The 23,980-nt window shown below is 35.2% G+C and carries 25 protein-coding genes; 14 read left to right on the forward strand and 11 right to left on the reverse strand.

Translation table 11 applies throughout. The features are described 5' to 3' along the window. Positions 1-366: 366 nt before the first annotated feature. The gene (gene nadB / locus FNW52_RS02375) at positions 367-1,908 is read right to left on the reverse strand and encodes an L-aspartate oxidase (protein ID WP_143375814.1); all 1,542 of its coding nucleotides are present in this window, start codon (positions 1,906-1,908) and stop codon (positions 367-369) included. 2 nt (positions 1,909-1,910) lie between these two features. Further along, a complete protein-coding gene (nadA, locus tag FNW52_RS02380) occupies positions 1,911-2,837 on the reverse strand; it encodes a quinolinate synthase NadA (protein WP_143375815.1) in 927 nt (308 codons plus the stop codon). Between the two features lie 257 nt (positions 2,838-3,094). Between nadA and FNW52_RS02385 the strand changes: the two genes are divergently transcribed. Then, complete coding sequence (locus FNW52_RS02385; RefSeq protein WP_143375816.1) at positions 3,095-4,909, forward strand: hypothetical protein; 1,815 nt, start codon at positions 3,095-3,097, stop codon at positions 4,907-4,909. 128 nt (positions 4,910-5,037) lie between these two features. Here FNW52_RS02385 and FNW52_RS02390 read toward each other — a convergent pair whose 3' ends face one another. From FNW52_RS02390 to nrdD, 4 genes are read right to left on the reverse strand one after another with little or no spacing between them, the layout of a single operon-like run. Continuing rightward, positions 5,038-5,472, reverse strand: a complete 435-nt coding sequence (locus FNW52_RS02390; protein WP_143375817.1) for an Rrf2 family transcriptional regulator — start codon at positions 5,470-5,472, stop codon at positions 5,038-5,040. A 46-nt stretch (positions 5,473-5,518) separates the two neighbouring features. Then, positions 5,519-6,754 carry a hypothetical protein gene (locus tag FNW52_RS02395; protein WP_143375818.1) on the reverse strand — a complete coding sequence of 412 codons (1,236 nt, stop codon included), beginning with the start codon at positions 6,752-6,754 and terminating at the stop codon, positions 5,519-5,521. 2 nt (positions 6,755-6,756) lie between these two features. Then, positions 6,757-7,473, reverse strand: a complete 717-nt coding sequence (locus FNW52_RS02400) for an anaerobic ribonucleoside-triphosphate reductase activating protein (RefSeq protein ID WP_143375819.1) — start codon at positions 7,471-7,473, stop codon at positions 6,757-6,759. After that, positions 7,427-7,594 carry an anaerobic ribonucleoside-triphosphate reductase gene (gene nrdD, locus FNW52_RS21265; RefSeq protein WP_116763518.1) on the reverse strand — a complete coding sequence of 56 codons (168 nt, stop codon included), beginning with the start codon at positions 7,592-7,594 and terminating at the stop codon, positions 7,427-7,429. The genes FNW52_RS02400 and nrdD overlap by 47 nt, the downstream gene beginning before the upstream one ends. Positions 7,595-7,652: 58 nt before the next feature. On the opposite strand from nrdD, the gene FNW52_RS21035 reads away from it, so the two are divergent. Then, complete coding sequence (locus FNW52_RS21035) at positions 7,653-7,775, forward strand: hypothetical protein (protein WP_255515457.1); 123 nt, start codon at positions 7,653-7,655, stop codon at positions 7,773-7,775. A 34-nt stretch (positions 7,776-7,809) separates the two neighbouring features. Here the strand turns inward: FNW52_RS21035 and FNW52_RS02410 are convergent, their stop codons facing one another. Next, entirely contained in the window at positions 7,810-9,915 is a 2,106-nt protein-coding gene (locus FNW52_RS02410) for a ribonucleoside triphosphate reductase (RefSeq protein ID WP_143375820.1), read from the reverse strand. Between the two features lie 43 nt (positions 9,916-9,958). Next, the gene (ric, locus tag FNW52_RS02415; protein ID WP_143375821.1) at positions 9,959-10,690 is read right to left on the reverse strand and encodes an iron-sulfur cluster repair di-iron protein; all 732 of its coding nucleotides are present in this window, start codon (positions 10,688-10,690) and stop codon (positions 9,959-9,961) included. 427 nt (positions 10,691-11,117) lie between these two features. Here ric and FNW52_RS02420 point away from each other — a divergent pair, with 427 nt between their 5' ends. From FNW52_RS02420 to FNW52_RS02475, 12 genes are all read left to right on the forward strand, one after another. Continuing rightward, entirely contained in the window at positions 11,118-11,552 is a 435-nt protein-coding gene (locus FNW52_RS02420; RefSeq protein ID WP_143375822.1) for a cytochrome c, read from the forward strand. Between the two features lie 11 nt (positions 11,553-11,563). Further along, on the forward strand, positions 11,564-12,895 hold the full coding sequence (locus FNW52_RS02425; RefSeq protein WP_143375823.1) for a cbb3-type cytochrome c oxidase subunit I: 1,332 nt from the start codon (positions 11,564-11,566) through the stop codon (positions 12,893-12,895). A gap of 469 nt (positions 12,896-13,364) precedes the next feature. Next, positions 13,365-14,144 (forward strand): CbbQ/NirQ/NorQ/GpvN family protein, encoded by a 780-nt coding sequence (locus FNW52_RS02430; RefSeq protein WP_143375824.1) that lies wholly within the window; start codon positions 13,365-13,367, stop codon positions 14,142-14,144. Between the two features lie 81 nt (positions 14,145-14,225). Next, positions 14,226-16,001, forward strand: a complete 1,776-nt coding sequence (locus tag FNW52_RS02435) for a nitric oxide reductase activation protein NorD (protein WP_143375825.1) — start codon at positions 14,226-14,228, stop codon at positions 15,999-16,001. A gap of 218 nt (positions 16,002-16,219) precedes the next feature. Next, positions 16,220-17,185: a DUF438 domain-containing protein gene (locus FNW52_RS02440; protein WP_143375826.1), complete on the forward strand. Its 966-nt coding sequence runs from the start codon at positions 16,220-16,222 to the stop codon at positions 17,183-17,185. Between the two features lie 105 nt (positions 17,186-17,290). Next, positions 17,291-17,872, forward strand: a complete 582-nt coding sequence (locus FNW52_RS02445) for a cytochrome c oxidase subunit 3 (RefSeq protein ID WP_143375827.1) — start codon at positions 17,291-17,293, stop codon at positions 17,870-17,872. Positions 17,873-17,874: 2 nt separating this feature from the next. Beyond that, positions 17,875-18,117: a cytochrome C oxidase subunit IV family protein gene (locus FNW52_RS02450; protein ID WP_143375828.1), complete on the forward strand. Its 243-nt coding sequence runs from the start codon at positions 17,875-17,877 to the stop codon at positions 18,115-18,117. Between the two features lie 126 nt (positions 18,118-18,243). Further along, complete coding sequence (nirK, locus tag FNW52_RS02455; RefSeq protein ID WP_143375829.1) at positions 18,244-19,719, forward strand: copper-containing nitrite reductase; 1,476 nt, start codon at positions 18,244-18,246, stop codon at positions 19,717-19,719. A 125-nt stretch (positions 19,720-19,844) separates the two neighbouring features. Beyond that, positions 19,845-20,222, forward strand: coding sequence for a cytochrome c (locus FNW52_RS02460; RefSeq protein ID WP_143375830.1), 378 nt, complete (start codon positions 19,845-19,847; stop codon positions 20,220-20,222). A 102-nt stretch (positions 20,223-20,324) separates the two neighbouring features. Continuing rightward, positions 20,325-21,023 (forward strand): formylglycine-generating enzyme family protein, encoded by a 699-nt coding sequence (locus tag FNW52_RS02465; protein ID WP_370511559.1) that lies wholly within the window; start codon positions 20,325-20,327, stop codon positions 21,021-21,023. 27 nt (positions 21,024-21,050) lie between these two features. Continuing rightward, positions 21,051-21,650, forward strand: a complete 600-nt coding sequence (locus FNW52_RS02470) for an SCO family protein (protein WP_143375832.1) — start codon at positions 21,051-21,053, stop codon at positions 21,648-21,650. A 12-nt stretch (positions 21,651-21,662) separates the two neighbouring features. After that, on the forward strand, positions 21,663-22,934 hold the full coding sequence (locus FNW52_RS02475; RefSeq protein WP_143375833.1) for an alginate export family protein: 1,272 nt from the start codon (positions 21,663-21,665) through the stop codon (positions 22,932-22,934). 74 nt (positions 22,935-23,008) lie between these two features. Here the strand turns inward: FNW52_RS02475 and FNW52_RS02480 are convergent, their stop codons facing one another. The 3 genes from FNW52_RS02480 to FNW52_RS02490 form a co-directional block, all read right to left on the reverse strand. Beyond that, positions 23,009-23,245, reverse strand: coding sequence for a hypothetical protein (locus FNW52_RS02480; protein WP_143375834.1), 237 nt, complete (start codon positions 23,243-23,245; stop codon positions 23,009-23,011). Positions 23,246-23,349: 104 nt separating this feature from the next. Next, complete coding sequence (locus FNW52_RS02485; RefSeq protein WP_143375835.1) at positions 23,350-23,661, reverse strand: type II toxin-antitoxin system RelE/ParE family toxin; 312 nt, start codon at positions 23,659-23,661, stop codon at positions 23,350-23,352. Continuing rightward, positions 23,643-23,879, reverse strand: a complete 237-nt coding sequence (locus FNW52_RS02490) for a hypothetical protein (RefSeq protein WP_143375836.1) — start codon at positions 23,877-23,879, stop codon at positions 23,643-23,645. Before FNW52_RS02490 ends, FNW52_RS02485 begins: the two co-directional genes overlap by 19 nt. Positions 23,880-23,980: the final 101 nt, after the last annotated feature.

The following is a 23,980-nucleotide window of genomic DNA, read 5'->3' on the forward strand; positions in this document are numbered from 1 at the left end:
TTAGTTACGGACAGTCATATATTCAAAACTGTTTTCAATTATCGGAACATCTTTTTTTTTGAACAATGTATATTTTTTGGATTTTAACTTTTCCATTTCGATCTATTTCAAAAGGAATTAATTATTTTCTTTTAGGAGAAAAATCAAGTTTACTTTTCAAATATTCAAAAGAATAAAAGAATGAAATGGAAAGGGAGAAAACTATGATTGATTTGGGCGTGACCCCCGCACTTCGGTAGTCAACTTCTATCCCTCACCTTTACTTTTTTGCACAAGAAATGGCGAATTAGCGAAGTCATTAAGCTAACCCAAAAATCCCTTAACATTTCTGTCAAGGGACTTTTTATATTTATTTTTTTAAGCTCTTTACTTTGTGATATCCTTCGAAGTAAATTTTACAAATCCACCGCAATTCCCATTACGATCAATAGATTGTTGTACGATAAGATTTCCAATGTCAATCATATTGTTCAATTCGTATAAATCAGTGCAAACGAGATGATTTTGAATCTTTTCATCTATTTCGTCTTGCATGATTTTGAGTTGCTCCTTAGCTTTTAATAAATCCGAATCAAATCGAACGATTCCCGCATTTTGACGCATCAAAAGCTGTAGTTTCGCTTTCATTTGGGCAATATATTCGGGAGCAATTTTTGCTTTAGATTCAATAGACCATTTTGGGATGGTACTTTCTGTTTTTGGAGCAATAAAAGGATTCTCTGCCAAATAATGGTAAACCTTATCTGAGTACACCAAAGCTTCTAACAAGGAATTTGAAGCCAGTCTGTTGGCACCATGCAAACCAGTTCTGGAGCATTCGCCACACGCAAATAAATTATTTACAGAGGTCTTTCCGTTTATGTCTACTACAATTCCGCCGCATAAATAATGTTGGGCAGGGACAACAGGAATCCACTCTTTTTCAAGGTCAATCCCTACATTTTTGCAATGTGCATAAATCATGGGGAAGTGATTTTTAAATCCTTCTATTTCCAGATGGGTGCAATCTAAATAAACACATTCATCACCCGATTTTTTGAGCTCTAAGTCAATGCTTTGGGAGACAATGTCTCTAGAGGCAAGGTCCCCTCGAGAATCATAATTATGCATGAACAGTTCTCCTTTTTTGGTTCTCAATCGAGCTCCAAAACCACGAACGGCTTCAGATATTAAAAATTTAGAACCAGCAGAGGTGTCATATAAAGCTGTTGGATGAAATTGTATAAATTCCATATCTTTTATGGTAGCGTTGGCACGATAGGCCATTGCAATTCCGTCACCTGTAGCAATAATGGGATTGGTGGTGTGACCATATAAATGTCCGATACCTCCAGTTGCCAATAAAGTAAAATCAGATTGATACGTAATGATCTCGTTTGTTTTTTCGTCAAGGGCATAAGCTCCTATGCAACGGTTATCTACCGTGATTAATTCGAGGGCAAAGTAGTGATCTAGAACGGTAATATTCTCTTTATGCATTACTTGTTCTAAAATGGCACGTTGAATTTCGTGACCAGTTTGGTCTTTATGATGTACCACTCTATTTTCAGAATGGCCGCCTTCTTTACCTAAGTCAAAAGTACCTTTGGCATTTTTGTCAAATTGCGCTCCCCATTCTATCAGTTCTTTCAGCCGTTTAGGGCCTTCGGTAACAACCATTTTCACTACAGCTTCGTCACACAGTCCGTCACCACAAATAAGGGTGTCTTCGATGTGTTTTTGATACGAATCTTCGGTTTTATCGGTAACAATGGCAATGCCGCCTTGAGCGTATTTGGTATTCGATTCGTCAGCGTTGGCTTTGGTTATAATCGTAATAGTTTTGTCCGGAAAGCGGTCTGCAATTTTGATGGCAAATGTCAATCCGGCAACGCCCGAACCTATAACTAGATAATTGGTTGTAATCATTATTAAGATAATTCGAGCATACGTTCTATTGGGATTAATGCTTTTTTTCTAATGTCTTCCGGAACATTAACTTCTGGAGATTCATTCAATAGACAGTCGTATACTTTTTGAAGTGTATTCATTTTCATATACCCACATTCGCTACAAGCACAAGTGTTATCTTCGTTTGATGGCGCTGGAATAAGAATTTTATTTGGTACTTCTTGTTTCATTTTATGCAAAATACCCGCTTCAGTTGCAACGATAAATTTGTTACTCGGATTGGTTTTTACATAATTAATCATTCCTGCGGTAGAACCAATGTAGTTTGCCGTTTTTAGAATATGTGTTTCAGATTCTGGGTGTGCAATAATTTGGGCATCCGGGTTTTGTTTGTATAGTGCAATAAGCTTGTCTAGTGAAAAAGCTTCGTGAACCACACAAGAACCATCCCAAAGTAGCATTTCTCTACCGGTTTGCTCCATTACATATTTTCCTAAATTCTTATCTGGTGCAAAAATAATAGGTTTGTCTTTTGGAATAGACTCTACAATTTTAACTGCATTTGAGGAGGTAACCACAATGTCTGTCAACGCTTTTACTTCGGCAGAACAGTTTACATAAGTGATTACGATATGATCGGGGTGTGCTTCCGTGAATTTTTGAAATAGATCAGCAGGGCAAGATTCGGCAAGGGAACAACCTGCGTTCAAATCTGGCAGAATTACTTTTTTGGTAGGATTTAAAATTTTGGCAGTTTCGGCCATGAAATGAACTCCAGCAAAAAGAATAATATCAGCATCCACTTTCATGGCTTCTTGAGACAATCCTAAGCTGTCACCTACATAATCTGCAACATCTTGAATATCGGCTTCTTGATAATAATGGGCTAAGATTACCGCATTTTTCTCTTTTTTCAATTCCAATATACGTTCTTTAAGACTTTTCATTTTTAGAAACTTTAATTGTGTTTTCTTAATTGAAGATTATTTTTTTGCAAAGATAAGGTAAAACTTTGAAGGTACCTCTTTCTAAAAGCTTTAGAAAAGGTTCTATAGTGAGGTTTTTGTTAAATAACTGTTTTTTAAGTATTTTACAATCTGCAAATGTATTCTAATATGTTTCTTAATAGTATGATATTTATCAGTTTTTAAGCTAATAAGTTTTTTGACCTTTGCAAAATAAGTTTATTAAACCAATAAGACGCATGATAACAAAAAAACCGCTACATACTTTCCATATACCAGTAATGGGATTGGCGTATACCATTGATAGCCCGATACGAGTGGCACAATACGGAATATCATCCGTAGTTTCTATTATAGACGATGATTTAATCGAAAGAATGAACGCTTTTTATAGCGAGAAATTCAAAATGCCATACCAAGAAATCACAGAAAAAATCCATGATTACCGTGCCGAACGTGTCACTTCCTATTTGAATTTGATGGACACTATCGTAAAAGAAAAGTTCGAAAAATTTAAAGTAGAATTGGCGGAAAGCAAACAGGCTCTAGACAATTACATTGCGATGTTACCTAATAAATCGGAGATTAAAAAAGGACTGCAAAATTTGATTGATGATGGAATTGCTTTCAAGGATAATATCAAAAGTTACCTTGAAAACAACCTTTCTCCAGGAGAGATTGACGTTAATATTATGACCAAAGTTGATAAAGATAATTTTATTAAAGACGAACAATTACCAGTGGAGTTTAATGATGCTCATGCTTCACTTCGTGGTTTTGCCAATAGTAATTTGTCATCATCAGTAGTACTTTCGGCGGGAATGAATCCGAGATTGTACGCTTATTTTGAAAATTTCCCTGTTTTTTATCCAGATGAGAACAATGCGTTGCAAAAGAAAATTATTTTGAAAGTAAGTGATTTTCGTTCGGCTATGATTCAAGGCAATTTCTTGGCCAAAAAAGGACTTTGGGTTTCTGAATATAGAATTGAATCAGGTCTAAACTGTGGAGGTCACGCCTTTGCAACCGATGGGTATTTGTTAGGTCCGATTTTGGAAGAATTCAAACAAAAGAAAGAGCAATTAATCCAATCAGCGCATGAGTTGATGGTTAAGGCTTTGGATATAAAAGGACTGCATGTGCCTGAAACTCCATTAGAATTAAAAATCACTGTGCAAGGCGGTGTTGGTACTGCCGAAGAGCATGATTTTTTATTAGAGCAATATCAAGTAGATTCAGTGGGTTGGGGTTCTCCCTTTTTGTTGGTTCCCGAAGCAACTTCTGTAGATTCCGCAACAAGAACATTATTGGAAAAAGCCAAAGAAGACGATTTTTATTTGAGTCATATTTCGCCACTGGGCATTCCATTCAATGCAGTAAAAGGTACTACGAATGAGTTTTTTAAACAAAAAAGAATTGAAGAGGATAAAGCTGGAAGTTCTTGTCCGAAAAAATTCTTGGCTTTAAGCAAAGAGTATGGTCCAAAAGGAATGTGTCCCGCATCAAAAAAATACCAAGATTTAAAATTAGAGGAATTAGAAGCCGTAAAAGATTCTATATCTAAAGACTCTTTTGATAAAAAGAAAAACAGTATTACCGAGAAATCATGTCTTTGTGTTGGTTTGGCGAATGCTTCTTATTTAGAAAATAATATTAAAATAAAAGGGCAATCGCAAGGTGTGGTAATTTGTCCAGGGCCTAATTTGGCTTATTTTGACAAAGAAGTTTCGCTTTCGGATATGGTAAAACACATTTATGGCAATGCATCGGTACTGGGGAATAAAGACCGTCCGAATGTCATTATCAATGAATTGAAAATGTACATGGATTACTTGAAAAATGAAATTAATGAGTTTTCAGAACAAATAACAGCTCCTCAAGTAAAGAAATTGAAAGCTTTCAAAAGCAATTTGAATGAAGGAATAGAATATTATCAATCATTAATTGCTTCGAATACTTGGTTTGAGAAAGGTAAACAGAACATCGAAAATCAATTGAAACAATATAAGAAAGAACTTTTCGAACTTAGTATTCCTGAATTAGTAGTGGTTTAAAAACAGGAAAGGCTTGATGAAAATCAGGCCTTTTTTTTGGTTTATTTGTAACTGTCATAGCAGAACTATAGCCCAAGGTTTCAACCTTGCGGAAACGTAATTTTTTTAGATTCTTGGCCTAAATGGTATTAATACCTCAAAAAAGTATCGCCCGTCTTTATACCTAAAGCTAATTCCTCCAGATTCGTGTTTTCGAGCATAAAAGCCAATTCGTTTCGAATCGATTTGAATTTTTCATGAACCGGGCAGGGATGTTCCTCAGAGCATTGACTGAGTCCCAAGCCGCAACCCGTAAAAACAGAGTCTCCATCTAATGCGGTTACGATGTGCGAAAGCTTTATTTCGCTCATCGTTTCTTTGGGAATTTCAAAACCACCACCAACTCCTTTTATGGAATTAATGATGTTGTTTTTGGACAATATTTGAAGAATTTTGGCAGTAAAAGCTTCGGGAGAATCAATTTTTTGGGCAATGTCTTTTAGTCCTACTCTGTTGTTTTGATAGGATTGCGAAGCTATAAAAATCGTGGCTCGAATGCCATATTCACAGGTTTTAGAAAACATAATTATTTTTTTACAAAATTAGAGAAATAAGTTGTATTCTCAAGTGCTAAATAGTACAGTTTCTAATGGTAGAAAGCTGAAATTTGGTTTTATACAAAAGACTGGCAGTTATGAACAACAAGCCCAAAGGTAAAGCAATACTGGCTATAAACAGATTTTGATAATAGTTAGGAAACTCGCCTTTCTCGAAAAGCAAATAAAGACCTTGAAGAAACAAAAGGATTTCCGTAGCCACAAATCCTAATAGAAAAATCTTGATTCCCCATTTTAGAAAGATGTTTTTCGTGTTTATAAAATCATTTTGCAAGGCAAATCCAAATAGAAAACCTGTAATAATACCCAACATCGTCAAATGGATGTATCCAATGACAAAATTCCGGATATGATGTGATACCTGCGCCAATTCGGGAACTAAAACCACCAATTGAATGATGATTTTTAAAGCCAATGAAAACAAAGCAAAGCGATATACGATTTTTTCTATGGATTGTAAGTTGCTGAAAAACGCTTTAAATTGAGGTCGGATCATTTGTATGAAAAGCACCGCCGAAGATAATTGGAGTACAACTCCAACGACATTTATCCAATAAAAAACAGGACTGGATAGCGACCAACTTACAGGCAAAGCCAATGTTAAAAACGTAGATGCAACGAATAAACGGTAAAATAGGCGAAACTTTTTCTCGTCTATTTCTATTTTTGATTGTTTGAAAAACAAAGCCAAAACCGCAAACACGAACCACCCATTAAATTGAAAATGAAGGAAAAACTGAATCGCAATTTGGTAAAAAGCACTTCCTTTACCCATTAATCCTACTGCGGGACCCAAACACCAAACGCCCAGTGTGGAGAAAACCATAAAAAACAAAGCAGTTCGCAACATTCTTTTTTCAGGAAATGTACTTGGTTTGGCATCTTTCCAAATCAAATAACAGAAATAATAACTGCAAAAAATATGTAAAGTCGAAGAGAGAATAGAGGCAAAGGCGTACCCTTGCGCTGGAAAATCAATCATCATACCAACAACGGCTAATTCGGTAACCCAAAACAATCGGTTGTAAATGGGTTTTTGTTCGGCTTCTTTGGGGATAAAAAAGTAAAAAATCAAACAGTACAACATCAAATATACCCAACCTAACATGGCTACATGTGAATGCCCGTGCATTAGAAATTGAAAATTGACTCCTTCAATGGGAGCAACATACATCCATCGAAGCAATAATCCCATCAACGAAGCAATGAAAAAATTGACAAAACACACCAAAATCCAGCTCTTTCTCATAATTATCCTCTAAAATGTACTTTTATTTTTGCTGTTGAAAGATTTTCGTTTTCTAATTCCCTGAACGAATGCCCTAGTTTTTCTATTGTCGGTGCTCCATTCACAAAATGTTGAATGTAATAATTGCCACTGTATCCTGTTTTTTCCAAATAACAAAGCATTTCCTGAATGTCCTTTTTGCTTAATAATTCGGAATGCACTGTTGTGCGGACTTCAAATGGTAAACCACTTTGAAGCAATAAAAGTAATGACTTTTCGAAGGGAATAAAAAGTTTTGACTGTGTTATCTTTTCAAAATTATTTGGCATTGCCTTAAAATCGAGCGCTACATAATTGATGAGCTCTTTTTGGATGAGTTCATCAAGTACATTTGGTTGAGAACCATTGGTGTCTATTTTTATTAAAAACCCCATTTTTTTGACTTCGGCAATAAACGAAATGCTTTTTTTATGCAATAAACATTCGCCACCACTAAAAACAACAGCGTCCAGTAAATGAATTCTGCTTTTCAGGAATTGAAGTACTTTCTCAAATGAAATGGTTCCTTTGCCAAAAACAATTTCGGGATTGTAACAATACAAACACCGCATATTACAGCCTGCAAACCAAAGAATGCAAGCTGATTTATGTGGGTAATCTAATAAGGTAAAAGGGGTGAGGCTGTAAATGGGTTTAGCAGCACTTTCCTTCTGTAAAATGGGTTCGTTGTTTGTGTTCACCTTTTTTTCCTATGTTAAAACTTTCTACGGGTCTGTGATAGCCCATTACTCGTGTGTACACCAAACACTTGGTGCGTAATTCTTGATTTTGCTCTAAAATCTGGTTGGTTGTTAGTTTCATTTTTTTTAAAGTTTAGAAGGGTTATGGGTTTAGATAGTTTAGAAGGTTTAGAAGGGTTATGAGTTTAGAAGGTTTAGGAGTTGGAGAGTTTAGATGGTTTAGAAGGATTATGAGTTTAGAAGGTTTAGAAGCTGGAGAGTTTGAAAGTTTAAATAGTTTATACGAGATTAAAACACGCTAAACTTCCCAAACCTTTTTTCTAAACTTTTAACCTTTTAAACCTCAATAAATTTCGCTTTTTCGGCAATTATAATGTCATCACATTTCGGGCAATATTCATGTTCTCCGTTCAAATAACCGTGTAATGGACATATGCTGAATACAGGAGTTACGGTGATATAAGGCAATCTGAAATTCGTAATTACTTTTTTGACAAACTGTTTGCAAGCTTCAGGTGAACTGATTTTTTCACTCATGTACAAGTGCAAAACGGTTCCTCCAGTATATTTGCATTGCAATTGATCCTGTAGCATCAAAGCTTCAAACGGATCTTGTGTAAAATCCACAGGAATTTGAGAGCTGTTCGTGTAATAGATATTTTCTTCCTGTCCCGCTTGAATAATCTCGTCATATCGTTTTTTATCTTCTTTAGCAAAACGATAGGTGGTTCCTTCGGCAGGAGTGGCTTCCAGATTGTATAGATTTCCGGTCTCTTCTTGGAATTCTTTCATCCTGTTTCGAATATGATCCAGTATTTCGGAGGCAAATTCAATACCGGATTCAGAGGTAATGTTGTTTTGATCATAGGCGAAATTCTGTATCATTTCATTCATTCCATTCACCCCGATAGTCGAAAAGTGATTTCTGAAATGTTCTAGATAGCGTTTGGTGTACGGATACAACCCACGATCATACATCTCTTGGATAAATACCCTTTTTTTCTCCAAAGTCGATTTGGCGATGTATAAAAGTTCATCCAGTTTAGTGTATAATTTTTCTTTATTTCCTTTATTCAAATAGCCCAAACGAGCCATGTTGATGGTTACAACACCAATGCTTCCTGTCATTTCGGCACTTCCGAAAAGACCATTTCCCCGTTTTAATAATTCACGTAAATCAAGCTGCAAACGGCAACACATACTGCGAACCGCATTGGGTTTATACGCATTTTCGTTTTCAATTTTATTCCCGTTTTCGTCTAAAATATACTGGCTTCCGATGAAGTTCTGGAAATAAGAAGACCCGATTTTAGCAGTATTTTCAAAAAGTAAATCGGTGTTTTCTCCGTCCCAATCAAATTCTTCGGTAATGTTTACCGTTGGAATCGGGAAGGTAAACGGTTGTCCATTGGCATCGCCCTCGGTCATTACAGTATAATACGCCTTATTGATGAGGTTCATTTCCTTTTGAAAATGTTCGTAGCGTAAATCAGTGACTTTTACAACCCCACGTTCTTTGGCTCTTACCAAAAGGTCGTATTCAAAATTATTTTCAAAAAAATGCAAGTCGTTCTTTGTTGGAATCTGAGTTTTCAAATCATCTGGTACAATCCAGTCCAGCGTGATGTTGGTAAAAGGCGATTGTCCCCAACGTGCAGGAACATTCAGGTTGTAAACAAAACTTCGTACAGCCTTTAGAACATCCTCAAAATCTAAATCATCTTTAAAAACATAAGGAGCTAAGTAAGTATCAAAAGAACTGAAGGCTTGTGCTCCTGCCCATTCGCTTTGCAAAATCCCAAGAAAATTAGCCATCTGCCCCAATGCTTCTCTAAAATGGGAAGGCGGTTTACTCTCCACACGACCACGAACACCATTGAAACCTTCGTTAAGTAACACACGCAAACTCCAACCTGCGCAATAACCCGTGAGGCAATCTAAATCGTGAATGTGAATATCGCCATTACGATGTGCATAACCTTCTTCTTTGGTATAGACTTTATCCAACCAATAATTGGCTATGATTTTTCCCGCAACATTGTTGACCAATCCTGCATTAGAATAAGAAGTGTTGGCATTGGCGTTGATGCGCCAATCGGTTTGTTCGATGTATTCTTGTATGGTTTGCGTACTGTCTACATAAGTGGTGTCATCATTCAGTCCGTTGACATGTTCCCTTTGTAGTTTTCGAGTGTGTCGAAACAACATGAAAGAACGCATGACATTAAAATAATTTTTTTCGAATAACTTTTTTTCAATCAAATCCTGAATTTCCTCAACCGCCCAAACTTCTTTTACCTTCAACAGTATCATTATGTTTTCAAAAACACTTTCATCAACTGCTATGGAGATACTTTTAAAACTTTTTTCAATGGCATCTTTAATTTTAAAACTTTCAAATGGTTTGTATTTTCCATTCCTTTTGATAACGTAATTCTCCATAGTTGTTGATGTTTAGTGTTTATAATTGTTTTAGGACTAGCCCTCAGTGTTGTGCCGAAAAATCTTTTTCCAGTTTGGCTGCTTTTGGGAACAAAATATTGTTTTCCAAATGAATGTGTTTGTGTAAATCCTGTTCAAATTCTTGCAGCATCGCAAAGGTTACTTTATAGGTATTACAAGCATCTGAAGGTGGAGTATAATCATTTGTTAACTCAGCTATTTTTCTAAAACGTACCCCTTCGGCATCGTGTTCGTCCATCATCATGGCAATAGGATTTTCTACCGTCCCAAAATGAGGTTGCTCAATTAATTCATCCGAAATACTGGCTCGAACCATTTTTTTGACAAAAGGAAACAAAATCAGTTCTTCTTTTTTCATATGTTGGGCCAGTTCAGCTGCGCAACCTTTAAATAGTTCGTTTATTTCTAATAATTCAGGATGATTGGCTCCATGTACTCGACTTAATTTGTCTAAAAATTGAAGTAGAGTAGGTGTTTTATCGGAAACATAACGGTGGTGTGTTTTCTCAATATAATCGGCTAATAAATCAATAGGCCATGAATTGAAATCGATTCCAGAATCCGTTTTTGAAGACAAAATAGTTTCGATTTCTTGTAATAAATCATTTGGTTCTACTGCTTTTTTCGCGCAAGCTTCTTCAATACTTCTATTGCCATTACAGCAAAAATCAATACCGTATTTTGAAAATAAAGCGGCTGTTCTAAAGTCTTTTGCCACGTATTCACCTATTGTAATTATCTCTAAAGTTTCCATATTGTTTTTTTTAATTAAAATCTAGAATACAAAATTAGGCAACATTTTAATAAAAGACAAATTTATCTTTAATTAATTTTTTAAATTTTAAATTTTTGTAAATATTTGATAAAGAAAAGAATGTAATTTTTAAATGTCTTTTTTTAGACGATATAATTTTACGAATATTAAAAAATTCGGAATATGATTTTTATCATATTCCGAACATTAGTTAAGAACAATTGGTTGTTGAAAACTTATAAAATCAAATTTTTGAGGAACTACGCAGGATTCTATTCAATGAAAAGTGAAAAAAATATTTTTATTAAAAAAAATGATAATTATTAGAATAAAAGATGAATTTATCTTTTATATTTGCATTTAAATAAAGGACAATTTTATCTTTTATTTAAAATTGAATTTAATAACTAACAAAAAACAGATTATTATGCTGTCAAAATCACAAGCACGAGCATTTTTTCTGGGAGGAACATTGGTCACCTTTTTAATCTTTATAGGATTGACTATTTATTCATTCATGCCCAGAAATGATCAAACCAACTACAAGGCCATTGATAAACAAGTAGTGAGAGGAAAAGAAATTTGGGAACACAACAACTGTATGGGGTGTCACACCATTTTGGGAGAAGGAGGCTATTATGCTCCAGAATTGACCAAAGTTATCGATCGCAGAGGCGAAGGATATGTCAAGGCGGTCTTAATGTCGCCAGTACCATGGGCACCAAACGGGCGAAAAATGGTAGTTTATAATATGAACGAAAAAGATGCCGATGCCGTTGTGGCTTACTTCAAATGGATTGGAAAAATCGATTTGAATGGGTTTGACCGTATCGTTTCTCCATTAGCTAAAGAAAATAATTAAATTTTACAAATATGAAATATAAATCACAAAAAGTAGCCTATTGGTTTTTTGCACTGTGTATGCTTTTGTTCTCACTGCAAATTATCTATGGTTTTATCATGGGCTTTGATCGAATAGGAATACAAGGATTACACGAGATTGTGCCTTTTAATGTAGCTCGAGCGGTACATACCAATTTATTGGTGGTGTGGTTGTTAACGGGTTTTATGGGAGCGGCTTATTACATCATTCCCGAAGAAGCCCAACGCGAATTGATTAGCGTAAAATGGGCTTATGTACAATTAATTTCGCTCGCAGTTGTTGGTGTGGTGGCCATTGTTGGTTTTCACTTTAACCACTGGGAAGGTAGAAAGTTTCTTGAAATTCCGAGAGAACTGGATTTTCTGGTAGTTATCAATGTATTGCTTTTCTTGGGTCTTATTTTAGGGACACTTTTCAAGGGAAAACGCCAAACCACAACCGCATTGGTGCTGACTATGGGATTGCTTTTTGCAGCCTTATTGTATTTGCCTGGAATGATTTGGTTTGATAGTCAAGTGATGGATTCATTCTTCCGTTGGTGGGTAGTTCACTTGTGGGTTGAAGGAGTTTGGGAATTAATTATGGGAGGTATTCTTTCGTATTTATTAATCAAATTGACTGGGGTTGATAGAGAAGTGATCGAAAAATGGTTGTACGTAATTGTGGGATTGACTTTCCTTTCTGGAGTTTTAGGAACAGGACACCACTATTATTATATCGGAGTAAATAAAATTTGGTTAATCGTAGGTGGAATTTTCTCTGCATTGGAACCCTTGGCTTTCTTGGCAATGGCGTTGTTTGCGGTGAATATGTATCGCAAAGGCGAAAAAAGTCATCCTAACAAAATTGCCTTATTCTGGACTATTGGTTCTTCTATCGTTTCTTTCGTTGGGGCTGGTTTGTTAGGTTTTGCACACACATTACCTCAAACCAATCTATATACTCACGGAACATTGGTTACTGCCATGCACGGACATTATGCTTTTTGGGGTGCTTATGCTATGATTGTTTTAGCGATAATCAGTTACGCATTACCCAATTTAACAGGCCGTAAGAGATACCAAAGCGCAACAGGAATGGCTGCTTTTTGGTTGTCTAATATCGGAATGTTAGGAATGACAGTTGCTTTTGGAGTAGCGGGTATTGTACAAGTTTATTTAGAGAGAAAAATGAAAATGGAATTTATGGTCGTTCAAAACGAAATCAGTATTCACTTTGTGGTATTGTTGATTTGTGCAACCATGTTCACTACCGGAATAGGTCTCTTTATTTATGATTTTGTTAAATACGGCAGACCTTCAGATGAAGCTTTAGAGGTATAATTATTTAAGTGATTAGTGAATAGCCTTTAGTAATTGGCTTATAAATTTAAGTTTTAATGCTAATGTGTTCTAAAGTTTTGAAAAACGAATGGCTTAGAGATTTGTTTCTGTTTTTTGGAATCCTAAAAGGCTAATCACTAAAGACTAATTACTAATAGCTAAAGAATATAAATAAATTACTAATTCACTTTTTTTTAATCAGAACGCTTTATTGATGGTTTTTTAGAACTGCATTTCCAGAAAAACAATTGATATCGCGTTCTGTTTTTTTTTTAACGCTTGTAGAATTAACAGATAGAAAATTTTTAAACCATATAAGAAATATAAGTTCATTTAAGCTTTTTGAAGTATATAATTTAAGTTCAATTTTGGAGCCAATTCTATTGTTTTATAAAGTGTTTTCACACTACTTATATGCCCTTGTATTTCTTATATGGTTAATTTTTAATTGGTTTTAAATAGCAAAACAATGTCACAAAACACACCGTATTACCATACCGTTGGCAAAGAAGTAGAAGTCTTTGAGCATTCCTATAAAAACAAAATTCCTTTTTTGCTAAAAGGTCCTACAGGAACGGGGAAATCCCGTTTTGTCGAATACATGGCGCATCAATTGGATAAAAAACTTATCACGATTAGCTGTCACGAAGAAACTTCTTCTACCGATTTAATTGGTCGATTCATCATCAAAGGAGCCGAAACCGTTTGGATTGATGGTCCGTTGACCACTGCCGTAAAAGAAGGAGCGATTATTTATTTGGATGAGGTGGCCGAAGCCCGTCCCGATGTAATTGTGGCGATTCACTCCCTGACCGACCACCGACGCGTACTTTTTATAGACAAACTGGGAGAAACGATTAAAGCTCATGATGATTTTATGCTAGTTGCTTCTTTCAATCCTGGCTATCAAAGAGGTTTCAAAGAACTGAAACCATCCACTCGTCAACGATTTATTGCGACTTCTTTTGATTATCCAGAGCCGAAAATTGAAGCGGAAATATTGGTTAAGGAAACCAATATTGACAATGACACAGCCAAGAAACTAGTAGCCATTGGTAATAAAATTAGAAATTTAACCGAATTAGGATTAACCGAAACGGTTTCGACGCGACTTCTGGTAGATGCTGCCAAAATCATTCACAGCGGATTGCCAAAACGATTGTCTGTACATGTAGCAGTTGTGGAGCCTTTAACAGATGATCTACAAACCATAGAAGCATTGAAGGATTTATGTAATTTGATGATATAATAAAAAGTTATCAGTGGTCAGTTTACAGTCGCAGTGTGAACGGAGACCGAGACTGAAAACTGAGACTGAAAACTAAAAATTATGGGTTTCGAAATAGATGAATACTTAGTTGGGAAATTCTTTCAACAATTAAAAAAAAGCAAAAAAGTTTCTCCAGAAATTACTGCCCGAACTGTTACGTTGAGCGAAATTAAATCGCGTTTGACGATTTTGGCGAGAGCCCTAACCGGTAATCCGATCGAGATATTTCCCGCTGAACGTGAAGGTGGGTATAAAAACAACAACTTTTTCCTCCCAATCTCGTTTGCCGAATTGCCTACGTTGGAAGAGAATCTTACTTTTTACCATTTTCGACTTTTATATTTATGCGTGCAACAACGTCTCAATCACAATTGGAAAGTAGAAGAAACTGAACCAACGTTAATCCTTTCACAACAAAAGGCATTGGAAACTTCCAAGGAAATTCTGAGTGTATTATTTCAAGAATTTTCTATTGATGCACAGTTTCTTGTCGATACTAAAAATCATTTTATTCAAAAAGCAACCGCTAAAAAGGATCCTGATTATTCTTGGATTTTTGGCAAATGGATGAAAAATGAAGTAGTAATCGATTGTGATGATACGTTGAAAAACTTCTCGGATAAGACTAAAAAACCGAATGAAATTCAGCCTTTAACTACGCTTAAAGCAAAAGCTGTCGAAGAAGTTATCACCGTAGAGCTTGATAAAAAACAACAGGAGGATTATGTCATGCTGCATAATTTTGAAAAAGTAGAAACCGCCGAAGAATTCAATGGAAACTGGCGCGATTTTGATGGGTCAGATGAACTCGAAGACCATCAGGAAGCATTGGAAGAATTGAGCATGAAATACACCGTTCGGGTTGATGATACATCACATTCGGTCTATCAAGCCGATTTTATGGAGAACACCACGATTTCTGAAAGTGCTACCGTGGATGAAAAAGGATTTCATCATACTTACGATGAATGGGATTTTAGCAAAAATAGTTACAAAGAAAGTTTTTGTAAAGTATATCCAAAATCACAACTCAAAACGGATAGCGATTATTACAAAAAAACAATAACAAAGAATGCATCCACGTTGATGGGCTTGCGCAAAATGTTGACCAATGTCAATAATAAAATGCAACAGCAAAAACGCCAAACCCAAGGCGACGAATTTGATATTGACGCCATAACCGATTTGTATGTAGATGTGCATTCCAGAAGAACGCCTTCGGATAAAATTTATATTTCGAATCGAAAAAAAGAAAAGGATTTATCGATTTTGATTCTATTGGATATCAGTCTTTCCAGTGATGGGTATGCCGCAGGAAACCGTGTGATTGATGTAGAGAAAGAGGTGTCAATTTTGTTTGGAGAGATTTTAAACGAGTTCAATATCGATTTTTCGATAGATAGTTTTTATTCCAAAACCAGAAATTATTCGACCTATCTAACGGTTAAGGATTTTGACGAAAGTTGGAATGTCGCCAAGCATAAAGTGGGAGCCGTAGAACCTAGCGGCTATACCCGAATTGGTGCGGCCTTGCGACATGCAGGTGTACGTCTCGACAAACGAAGCACCAAAAATAAATGGGTCATTTTAATCTCTGATGGAAAACCCAATGACTACGATAAATACGAAGGGAAGTATGGAATCAATGATGTAAAACAGGCCCTTCGCGAACTCAATTCGAAAAACATCAATTCCTATGCATTGGCCATTGAGGCCGAAGCCAAATATTATTTGCCTCAAATGTTTGGGCAAAATCACTATCAAATTCTAACGACCCCTGTTGAGTTGTTACAATCTTTAGTGAAATTATACGAAAAGATTAAACACCAAAAATGAAAATGAAATAAGCCATTTTTTTAAATGAACCAGTAAGGGATTAAGTTTCATTAAGTCTTTTTTGTCATTTCGACGAAGGAGAAATCACATTGTTTACTCTCTTTATGTGATTTCTCCTTCGTCGAAATGACACAGCGAGAGTATTTTTTATATGGTTTAAAAAAATAGACATTTCAAAACTTATTTTCCTTAATCTTAATGGTTTAAAAACAATAACAATGACAGAAACATCAAATACCACAGCACTACCAGAAGGACATCCTGTTTGGAATTACTTTCAGGAAAAAGAGATTATCAATAGCCTTTTGGAAGAAATTAAAACGGTAAATCCGTTGGTAGATTTACCAAAATATACCAATATATTCCATCAGCTGCTTACAATAGAGAAGCGTTTTGCCCGCAAAGAAAATCAGCTTTTTCCATTTTTGGAAAAAAAAGGATGGGTAGGGCCTTCGCAAGGAATGTGGTCGTTTCATGATAATCTGAGAGAGCAATTTCGATTGATTCAGTACTATCTCAAAATGAATAACCCAGAAAAAATAAAAGTTAATACACCGTTTTTGACAGCTGGAATTTCTCGATTGATGGGGGTTGAAGAAGATGTTCTATTTCCAAATGCATTAGAGATACTAACCGAAAATGATTGGATCGAAATGCGCAAAGGCGAAGAAGAAATAGGATGGATGTTATCGCAAACGCCACCGCCTTTCCCAAAAGTAGAATATGTACATCCCAGTGAAGATTTCACCATTAGAGAAATGCCATTCTCTTTAGAAAACACTTCACATTTTGACGAAGGCTACATGACAGTAGAACAAGTGAATTTACTTTTCAAAACCATGCCGTTGGATTTGACGTATGTCGATGAAAATGATAAAGTGATTTTCTACAACAGGGGAGAAGAACGAGTTTTTCCTAGAAGTGCGGGAATCATTGGTCGTGAAGTAAAGTTTTGCCATCCTCCGAAAAGTGTGGGAACCGTACTTAAAATCTTGGATGAATTTAGAAAAGGAACTCAAAATGAATCTTCGTTTTGGATAAATTACAAAGAACGCCTGATTTACATTCGTTATTTTGCCGTAAGGGATGCCAATAAAAAGTACAAAGGTGTGATTGAAATGTCTCAGGATATTACAGACATCAAGAAAATTGAAGGCGAAAAAAGATTATTGGATTGGGAATAAAAGACAATCTAAACGTCTGCAACAGTTGAAACTGTTGGCTATGGTTTAGCTTGAACTATAGCCCACGGTTTCAACCGTGGGTAACTTTTTAAATAGTAAACAATTATGAATGTTCTAAAAATAAATTACAAAAACATCTATTATCCACCGGGAGGAATCCTAATGTGGATTATTATTTTTCTCGAACTCATTACTTTCGGGATGGCATTGGTCGCATTTGTGTATTACGGAAGAGAAAATACAGCCGTTTTTCATCATTCGAGAATGCAATTGAATACCACTTTTGGAGCCATAAATACCGTTTTTTTGTTGACAAGCGGATTTTTTATGGCCAATGCGGTGCATCAATTTAAGGAAAATGAAATTCAGAAATCATCCATATTCTTTAAGTTGGCTATGTTGGGAGGTATTTTGTTTTTAGGACTTAAAAGCATTGAATATTATCATAAAATTGAAAGCGGAATTTCATTGGATACCAATATGTTTTATACCTTTTATTGGTTATTAACTGGGTTTCACGTTATCCATGTTATCATGGGATTGGTTATTCTAGGTTGGACGAATTACGGAATGAGAAAGAAAGATTCTGATACTGTTGTTGAAGATGTTGAAGCATGCGCTGCTTTTTGGCACATGTGCGATTTGATTTGGTTATTGTTATTCCCAGTTTTATATTTAATTTTTTAAAAATGAAAAAATCTCTGATTTTAATATATGCTTTTTTGCTGGTGATGACCATAACTACAGCTTTGATTGCTAATTCATCGTTAGTTTCAACTGTTATGGTAGCATTAATTTTGGTTTTGTCCTCCATAAAGTTTTTTATGGTCGCATTTCAATTTATGGAATTAAAAAAGGCACATTCGTTCTGGAAAATAAGTTTAATAATGACTTTGGGATTACTTATAGTTGTGATTATTGGTCTAAAATAAGACTCATAAATAAAAGTTAAAAACATGATTTTTATCATGATATTTTTAAAGTTCATCATTTAATTTTACATCATGATAAAAGACAAGTTTGTCTCTTATTTAAATTATCATTTAACCTAAATTAATATGAAACCAAAACAACAAAAAGGCAAACGAATCAAAATAGTTTTAGCAGCATGCTTAACTGTTTCGTTAGGATTATTAGCATTCAATCGCTATACTGCGGGTAGTGATGCTGATACAAACAGGTACATTAAAGTAGAGGGGCAACAGGAAGCTGAATTGACCGCACCTCCTTTTGTACCAAAACCAGTGGGCAACAGAGAGGCAACAAAGCTTATTGTTCATATGGAAGTTAAAGAACAAGAAGGCGAAATGGCCGATGGTGTAAAATATACTTATTGGACATTTGGAGGTTCAGTTCCGGGAAGTTTTATCAGAACTCGTGTGGGTGATGAGGTAGAGTTTCACTTAGAAAACCACCCAGACAACAAATTGTCTCATAATATCGATTTGCATGCTGTAACAGGACAAGGTGGAGGAGCTGCTTCTTCATTAGTTGCGCCAGGGCATGAAAAAGTATTCAATTTCAAATGTTTAAATCCAGGATTGTATGTGTACCATTGTGCTACTGCACCAGTTGGGATGCACATTGCCAATGGAATGTACGGTTTGATTTTAGTTGAACCAGAAGGAGGATTGCCTCCAGTGGATAAGGAATACTACGTGATGCAAGGAGATTTCTATACTCAAGGAAAATATGGAGATCAAGGATTACAAGCTTTTGATATGAATAAAGCGGTAAAAGAAGAACCAGATTATGTGGTTTTTAATGGTAAAACAGGATCGTTAGTAGGGGATAAGGCTCTTACTGCCAAAGTAGGTGAAACTGTTCGTATCTTTATGGGTAATGGAGGTCCTAATTTGGTTTCTTCTTTCCACGTGATAGGCGAAATTTTTGATAAAGTATATATAGAAGGAGGAGAAGCTATCAATAAAAATGTTCAAACCACTTTAGTTCCTGCCGGAGGAGCCGCTATTGTTGAATTTAAGTGTGAAGTACCTGCTACATTGGTCTTGGTAGACCACTCTATCTTTAGAGCATTTAATAAAGGAGCATTAGGTATGCTTAAAGTGGAAGGGCCTGCTGACAAAACGATATATTCTGGAACAACTGAAGAAGGAATTTATTTACCAGAAGGAGGAACCATTCAAACCATGCCAAAAGCAAAAGAAGCGGCAAAAGCAAAAGTTGCTTTAACAGTGCCTCAACAAATTGCTGCAGGTAAAGCCATTTATGGAACAACATGTTTTGCATGTCACCAATCAGAAGGGCAAGGAATACCAGGTGCTTTCCCTCCTTTGGCTAAATCAGATTTCTTGAATGCGAATCCAAAACGTGCTATTGATGTAGTGTTAAAAGGGTTAAGTGGAGAAATCACTGTCAATGGCAAGAAAATTAATAGTGTAATGCCAAGCCAAAACTTGACTGCTGATGAAATTTCTAATGTTCTAACGTATGTATACAGCAGTTGGGGCAATAACAAAACAGTAATAACTCCAGCGATGGTAAAAACTCAAAAAAGCAAAACAGAACATTAATAAATAAAAAAGTATGCCGTTTGGATATAGCTCTTTTATTGAATATCTTTCCTACTCAAATAGATTTGTTCTTTAATATTAGAAATAACCAAACGGTATACATTAAATCAATTAAAATTAAAATTATGAAAAAGTTTATTTTCACTATTGCAATATTAGGGTTTGCAATACAAGGATTTAGTCAAAATGTAGATAAAGGAAAAGCGGTTTATACTAAAACGTGTATTGCTTGCCATCAAGCAACGGGAGCTGGAATTCCTGGAGCTTTTCCGCCATTAGCAAAATCAGATTATTTGAATGCAGATGTGAATCGTGCTATTAAGCAAGTAATCAAAGGGTCTAATGCTCCTATTACGGTAAATGGTAAAAAATACACTACAGCTATGCCTGCTCAAGCTTTGAGCGACCAACAAATCGCAGATGTACTTACGTATGTATATGCTAGTTGGGGAAATAAAAAAAACACAATTACACCTGCAATGGTGAAAGCACAAAGAAAATAAGTATTATAAATTAAAAAAGAGGTAGATATGTTCTTTTCGAAAACTATCTGGTCAACATTTTTAGTACTAGTAACATTTGCTATTTGTGCTCAAGAAAGTCAAATGGTTCTTATCAAAAGGGGGGCTTATGTCCCCCTTTATGGTACCACAGATAAAAAACCAATAACAGTAGCCGCTTTTAAAATGGATGTATATCCTATTACCAATGCACAGTTTCTGGCATTTGTGAAAAAGCATCCAGAATATAGTCGTTCAAAAATGAAAGGAATCTTTGCTGAGAAAAGTTATTTAGCCCAATGGCAAAATGATTTTGACTATGGAAAGACTAATTTGAGCAACGCGCCTGTAACAAATGTTTCTTGGTTTATTGCTAAAAAATATTGTGAATGTCAAGAAAAACGCATGCCTACCATGGACGAATGGGAATATGTAGCGATGGCCGATGAAAAACGTGTTGATGCTCGATCAAAAGAAGAGTTTAATAAGTATATTTTATCTTGGTATGAAAAGCCCAAAACCTATGTAAATCCAGTCGGGAAAACCTTTAAAAATTATTGGGGAGTATATGATATGCATGGATTAGTTTGGGAATGGACCTCGGACTTTAATAGCATTTTCTTATCGGGAGAATCTAGAAAAGACAAAGATACGGATAAGAATCTTTTTTGCGGAAGCGGCTCCATAAACGCATCCGACTTAATGAATTATGCAGCTTTTATGCGTTATGGTTTTCGAGCCAGTTTAAAAGCGAATTATGCCTCTAGAAACTTAGGTTTTCGTTGTGCAAAAGATTTGAAATAGTGCTGAAACAATTTTAAATAGAAAAATATGAAAAAATTAATTTTAGGAGTGATATTGATATTCTCTGCATTACAAAGCTGTAATACAAAGGTAGATGCGCAAGTTTCATCAAAAACAAAAAAAATATCTGAATTGTCAATTTACAATTTGCCTTCTAAATGGACCAATCAAAATGGTCAAGATATCGAAATGAAAGATTTGAAAGGGAAAGTCTTAGTAATGGTTATGATTTATACTTCTTGTAAATCGGCTTGTCCAAGATTAGTTGCCGATATGCGAAATATCGAATCCCGTTTGCCAGAGAATATCAAGGGTAATGTAAAATTGGTTTTGGTCAGTATTGATCCCGAGGTAGATACTCCCGAGCGATTAAAAGCATTTTCTATCGAAAATAAGATGGAAACAGACCAATGGATTTTCCTCCGTTCTACCGAAGAAAATACGAGAGAATTTGCAGCTGTATTGTCCGTGAATTATAAAAAAGTCTCACCTATGGATTTTTCACATTCCAATATCATAAGCGTTTTTAATGCCGAAGGAGAATTAGCCTATCAACAAGAAGGTTTGGGAGTAAACTCAGATGAAACCATCAAAAAAATAACTGAAGAAGCGGTTAAACTTAATTAAAAAATTACTAAAATGAAGATGTTTAAAAAAATGGCACTGACTGTTATAACAATGGTCAGTATGAATACTTTCGCCCAAGAGTTTGATGCTAATTTACAAATTAGGCCTCGTTACGAATTTAGAAATGGGTATAAAGCACCAATACCCTATGGAGAAATTCCAGCTCAGTTTATATCCAGTAGAACACGGTTGAACTTAAACTTCAAGCAAGATAAGTTCGTTACTAAACTGACCATGCAAAATGTTCGTGTTTGGGGAGATGTCCAAACCACTGCAAAATCAGATGTGAACAGTATTGAATTATTCGAAGCTTGGGCGCAATACAATTTCAACGAAAACTGGAGTGCCCGTTTAGGTCGCCAAGTGATTTCGTATGATAATCAACGTATTTTTGGTGAAATAGATTGGTTGCAACAAGGACAAAGCCATGATGCAGCTTTGGTAACGTATAAAAATAAAAAAAGCCAATTGGATCTGGGGTTAGCTTATAATGCCAATGGAGAAACGGATTTTGCAACAAATTATACATTGAATTACAAAGCCATGCAATATGCTTGGTACCATACCGAATTGGGTAAAATAAACATGAGTTTGTTGTTTTTAAATACGGGTTACGAAAATAAACTAACCGCACCAATCCCAACACCGCTTCCTGAATTGAAAGTAGATTACATGCAAACTTTTGGGACTTATATGAATACCAAAGGGAAAAAATGGGATGCCAATCTTTGGTTCTATGGACAAACAGGGAAAAGTAATACGCTTAATGTAAGTGCCTATGATGCTGCCATTAATTTTAATTATGCTTTAACCGATAAATTTAAAGCAGGTCTTGGGTATGAGTTCTTATCTGGAAAAAGTCAAGCTAGTACCAGTACAGATATTAAATCATTCTCCCCTTTATTTGGAACGAATCATGCTTTCAATGGATACATGGATTATTTTTATGTAGGGAATCATAAAAATTCTGTAGGGTTGCAAGATGCCTTTTTGAAATTTAGTTACACAAACAAAAAATGGCAGTTTAATTTAATGCCTCATGTATTTAACGCTGCCAATACGGTTTTGGATGCCAATAAAAATGAAATGAGCAATTATCTAGGAACAGAAATCGATTTTACAACGAGTTATGCCGTTCATAAATATATCAATGTTACTGGTGGTTACTCTCAAATGTTTGGAACCGATACCATGCAAAGACTGAAAGGTGGCGATACAGATCACACCAACAATTGGGCATGGGTTATGATTAATGTGAATCCTCAGATTTTTTCTTTTAAATAGGGTTGTTATTCTTGTATTGAAAAAGGAGCTTCTGTGAGGCTCCTTTTTTTTGTTTTTTAGAATTTTAAAATTTTTTAGAGTTCTGTAATCCACTCAGAATCTTCTTTGTCCAGTTGTTCTTCAGAAATGTCATTTTCAAATTTTATATCTTCGTCGCTTTCTTTTGCCATTTCCAATTCATTTTCATTTAAGTGGAGAATCTCATTTGGATCAACGGGTTGAAGTAAGTGTACAATTTGCTTTAGCAACTCAACATCATCGACAGATTTTAGTTTATCAATTATCTTTTGTTTTAATTCTAAAGTATTCATAACGTGTGGTTTTGAATAGTAAAGTTACGGAAATGGAAAATGATTAATTGGTTTAATGCAATGTTTTTAAATAAAATAAGGAGTTTCAATTTGGAGCTCCTCTTTTATGATTTCTTTAGAATTTTAAAAAGTTTATTTGGGTTTTGTCGGTTGTCCCAAAAAGCGACAACGATTAATTTTTTCTCGGTGGTTTTGTAATAAATGTTATAATGACCCAAAGTAGAAGTTCTAATATCCTTGTAGTCGGTAGTAATGAAACTTTCAGGATTTTTGATTAGAAATTGTACTCTTTCCCGTATTTTAAAAATTAGTTTTTCAGAATAGGTAGAAGATTTATTTCGTTTTGTCCAATAATTTAATATTTTTCTCCTTTCCCGAACGGCGGTATCAGTCCAGATTACTGTTGTGACAACCATTCTAAATCTTCTTTGTCCAATTGTTCTTGCGAAATAACTCTTCCTGCTTTTATATCTTCCTCACTTTCTTTTACCATGTCTAATTCATATTCATTTAAGTGGTAAATTTCATTTTTATCAACAGTCTTGAGTAAAGCCATTATTTTCTTTAACAAGCTGGCATCCTCTACGGATTTTAGTTTGTCAAATATTTCTAATTTTAATTCTAAAGTACTCATAAATAGTATGGTTTTGAATAACAAAGTTAAGGAAATGAAAAATGATTATTTGTTTTTATTGAAAATTTTTGAATAAAAAAAGGAGTCTCAATTTGAAACTC

The sequence above is a fragment of the Flavobacterium sp. ZT3R18 genome (assembly GCF_007097385.1).
Classification (GTDB): Bacteria; Bacteroidota; Bacteroidia; order Flavobacteriales; family Flavobacteriaceae; genus Flavobacterium.

Coding starts and splice junctions, on each gene's coding strand:
- FNW52_RS02445 (WP_143375827.1), top strand. CDS start 17,291: ATGAATGTTCTAAAAATAAATTACAAAAACATCTATTATCCACCGGGA.
- FNW52_RS02420 (WP_143375822.1), top strand. CDS start 11,118: ATGCTGTCAAAATCACAAGCACGAGCATTTTTTCTGGGAGGAACATTG.
- nadA (WP_143375815.1), bottom strand. CDS start 2,837: ATGAAAAGTCTTAAAGAACGTATATTGGAATTGAAAAAAGAGAAAAAT.
- nrdD (WP_116763518.1), bottom strand. CDS start 7,594: ATGAAACTAACAACCAACCAGATTTTAGAGCAAAATCAAGAATTACGC.
- FNW52_RS02465 (WP_370511559.1), top strand. CDS start 20,325: ATGGTTCTTATCAAAAGGGGGGCTTATGTCCCCCTTTATGGTACCACA.
- FNW52_RS02430 (WP_143375824.1), top strand. CDS start 13,365: ATGTCACAAAACACACCGTATTACCATACCGTTGGCAAAGAAGTAGAA.
- FNW52_RS02385 (WP_143375816.1), top strand. CDS start 3,095: ATGATAACAAAAAAACCGCTACATACTTTCCATATACCAGTAATGGGA.
- FNW52_RS02450 (WP_143375828.1), top strand. CDS start 17,875: ATGAAAAAATCTCTGATTTTAATATATGCTTTTTTGCTGGTGATGACC.
- FNW52_RS02435 (WP_143375825.1), top strand. CDS start 14,226: ATGGGTTTCGAAATAGATGAATACTTAGTTGGGAAATTCTTTCAACAA.
- FNW52_RS02490 (WP_143375836.1), bottom strand. CDS start 23,879: ATGAGTACTTTAGAATTAAAATTAGAAATATTTGACAAACTAAAATCC.
- FNW52_RS02475 (WP_143375833.1), top strand. CDS start 21,663: ATGAAGATGTTTAAAAAAATGGCACTGACTGTTATAACAATGGTCAGT.
- FNW52_RS02470 (WP_143375832.1), top strand. CDS start 21,051: ATGAAAAAATTAATTTTAGGAGTGATATTGATATTCTCTGCATTACAA.
- FNW52_RS02410 (WP_143375820.1), bottom strand. CDS start 9,915: ATGGAGAATTACGTTATCAAAAGGAATGGAAAATACAAACCATTTGAA.
- FNW52_RS02425 (WP_143375823.1), top strand. CDS start 11,564: ATGAAATATAAATCACAAAAAGTAGCCTATTGGTTTTTTGCACTGTGT.
- FNW52_RS02485 (WP_143375835.1), bottom strand. CDS start 23,661: ATGGTTGTCACAACAGTAATCTGGACTGATACCGCCGTTCGGGAAAGG.
- ric (WP_143375821.1), bottom strand. CDS start 10,690: ATGGAAACTTTAGAGATAATTACAATAGGTGAATACGTGGCAAAAGAC.
- FNW52_RS21035 (WP_255515457.1), top strand. CDS start 7,653: ATGAGTTTAGAAGGTTTAGGAGTTGGAGAGTTTAGATGGTTTAGAAGG.
- nirK (WP_143375829.1), top strand. CDS start 18,244: ATGAAACCAAAACAACAAAAAGGCAAACGAATCAAAATAGTTTTAGCA.
- FNW52_RS02395 (WP_143375818.1), bottom strand. CDS start 6,754: ATGAGAAAGAGCTGGATTTTGGTGTGTTTTGTCAATTTTTTCATTGCT.
- nadB (WP_143375814.1), bottom strand. CDS start 1,908: ATGATTACAACCAATTATCTAGTTATAGGTTCGGGCGTTGCCGGATTG.
- FNW52_RS02440 (WP_143375826.1), top strand. CDS start 16,220: ATGACAGAAACATCAAATACCACAGCACTACCAGAAGGACATCCTGTT.
- FNW52_RS02390 (WP_143375817.1), bottom strand. CDS start 5,472: ATGTTTTCTAAAACCTGTGAATATGGCATTCGAGCCACGATTTTTATA.
- FNW52_RS02480 (WP_143375834.1), bottom strand. CDS start 23,245: ATGAATACTTTAGAATTAAAACAAAAGATAATTGATAAACTAAAATCT.
- FNW52_RS02460 (WP_143375830.1), top strand. CDS start 19,845: ATGAAAAAGTTTATTTTCACTATTGCAATATTAGGGTTTGCAATACAA.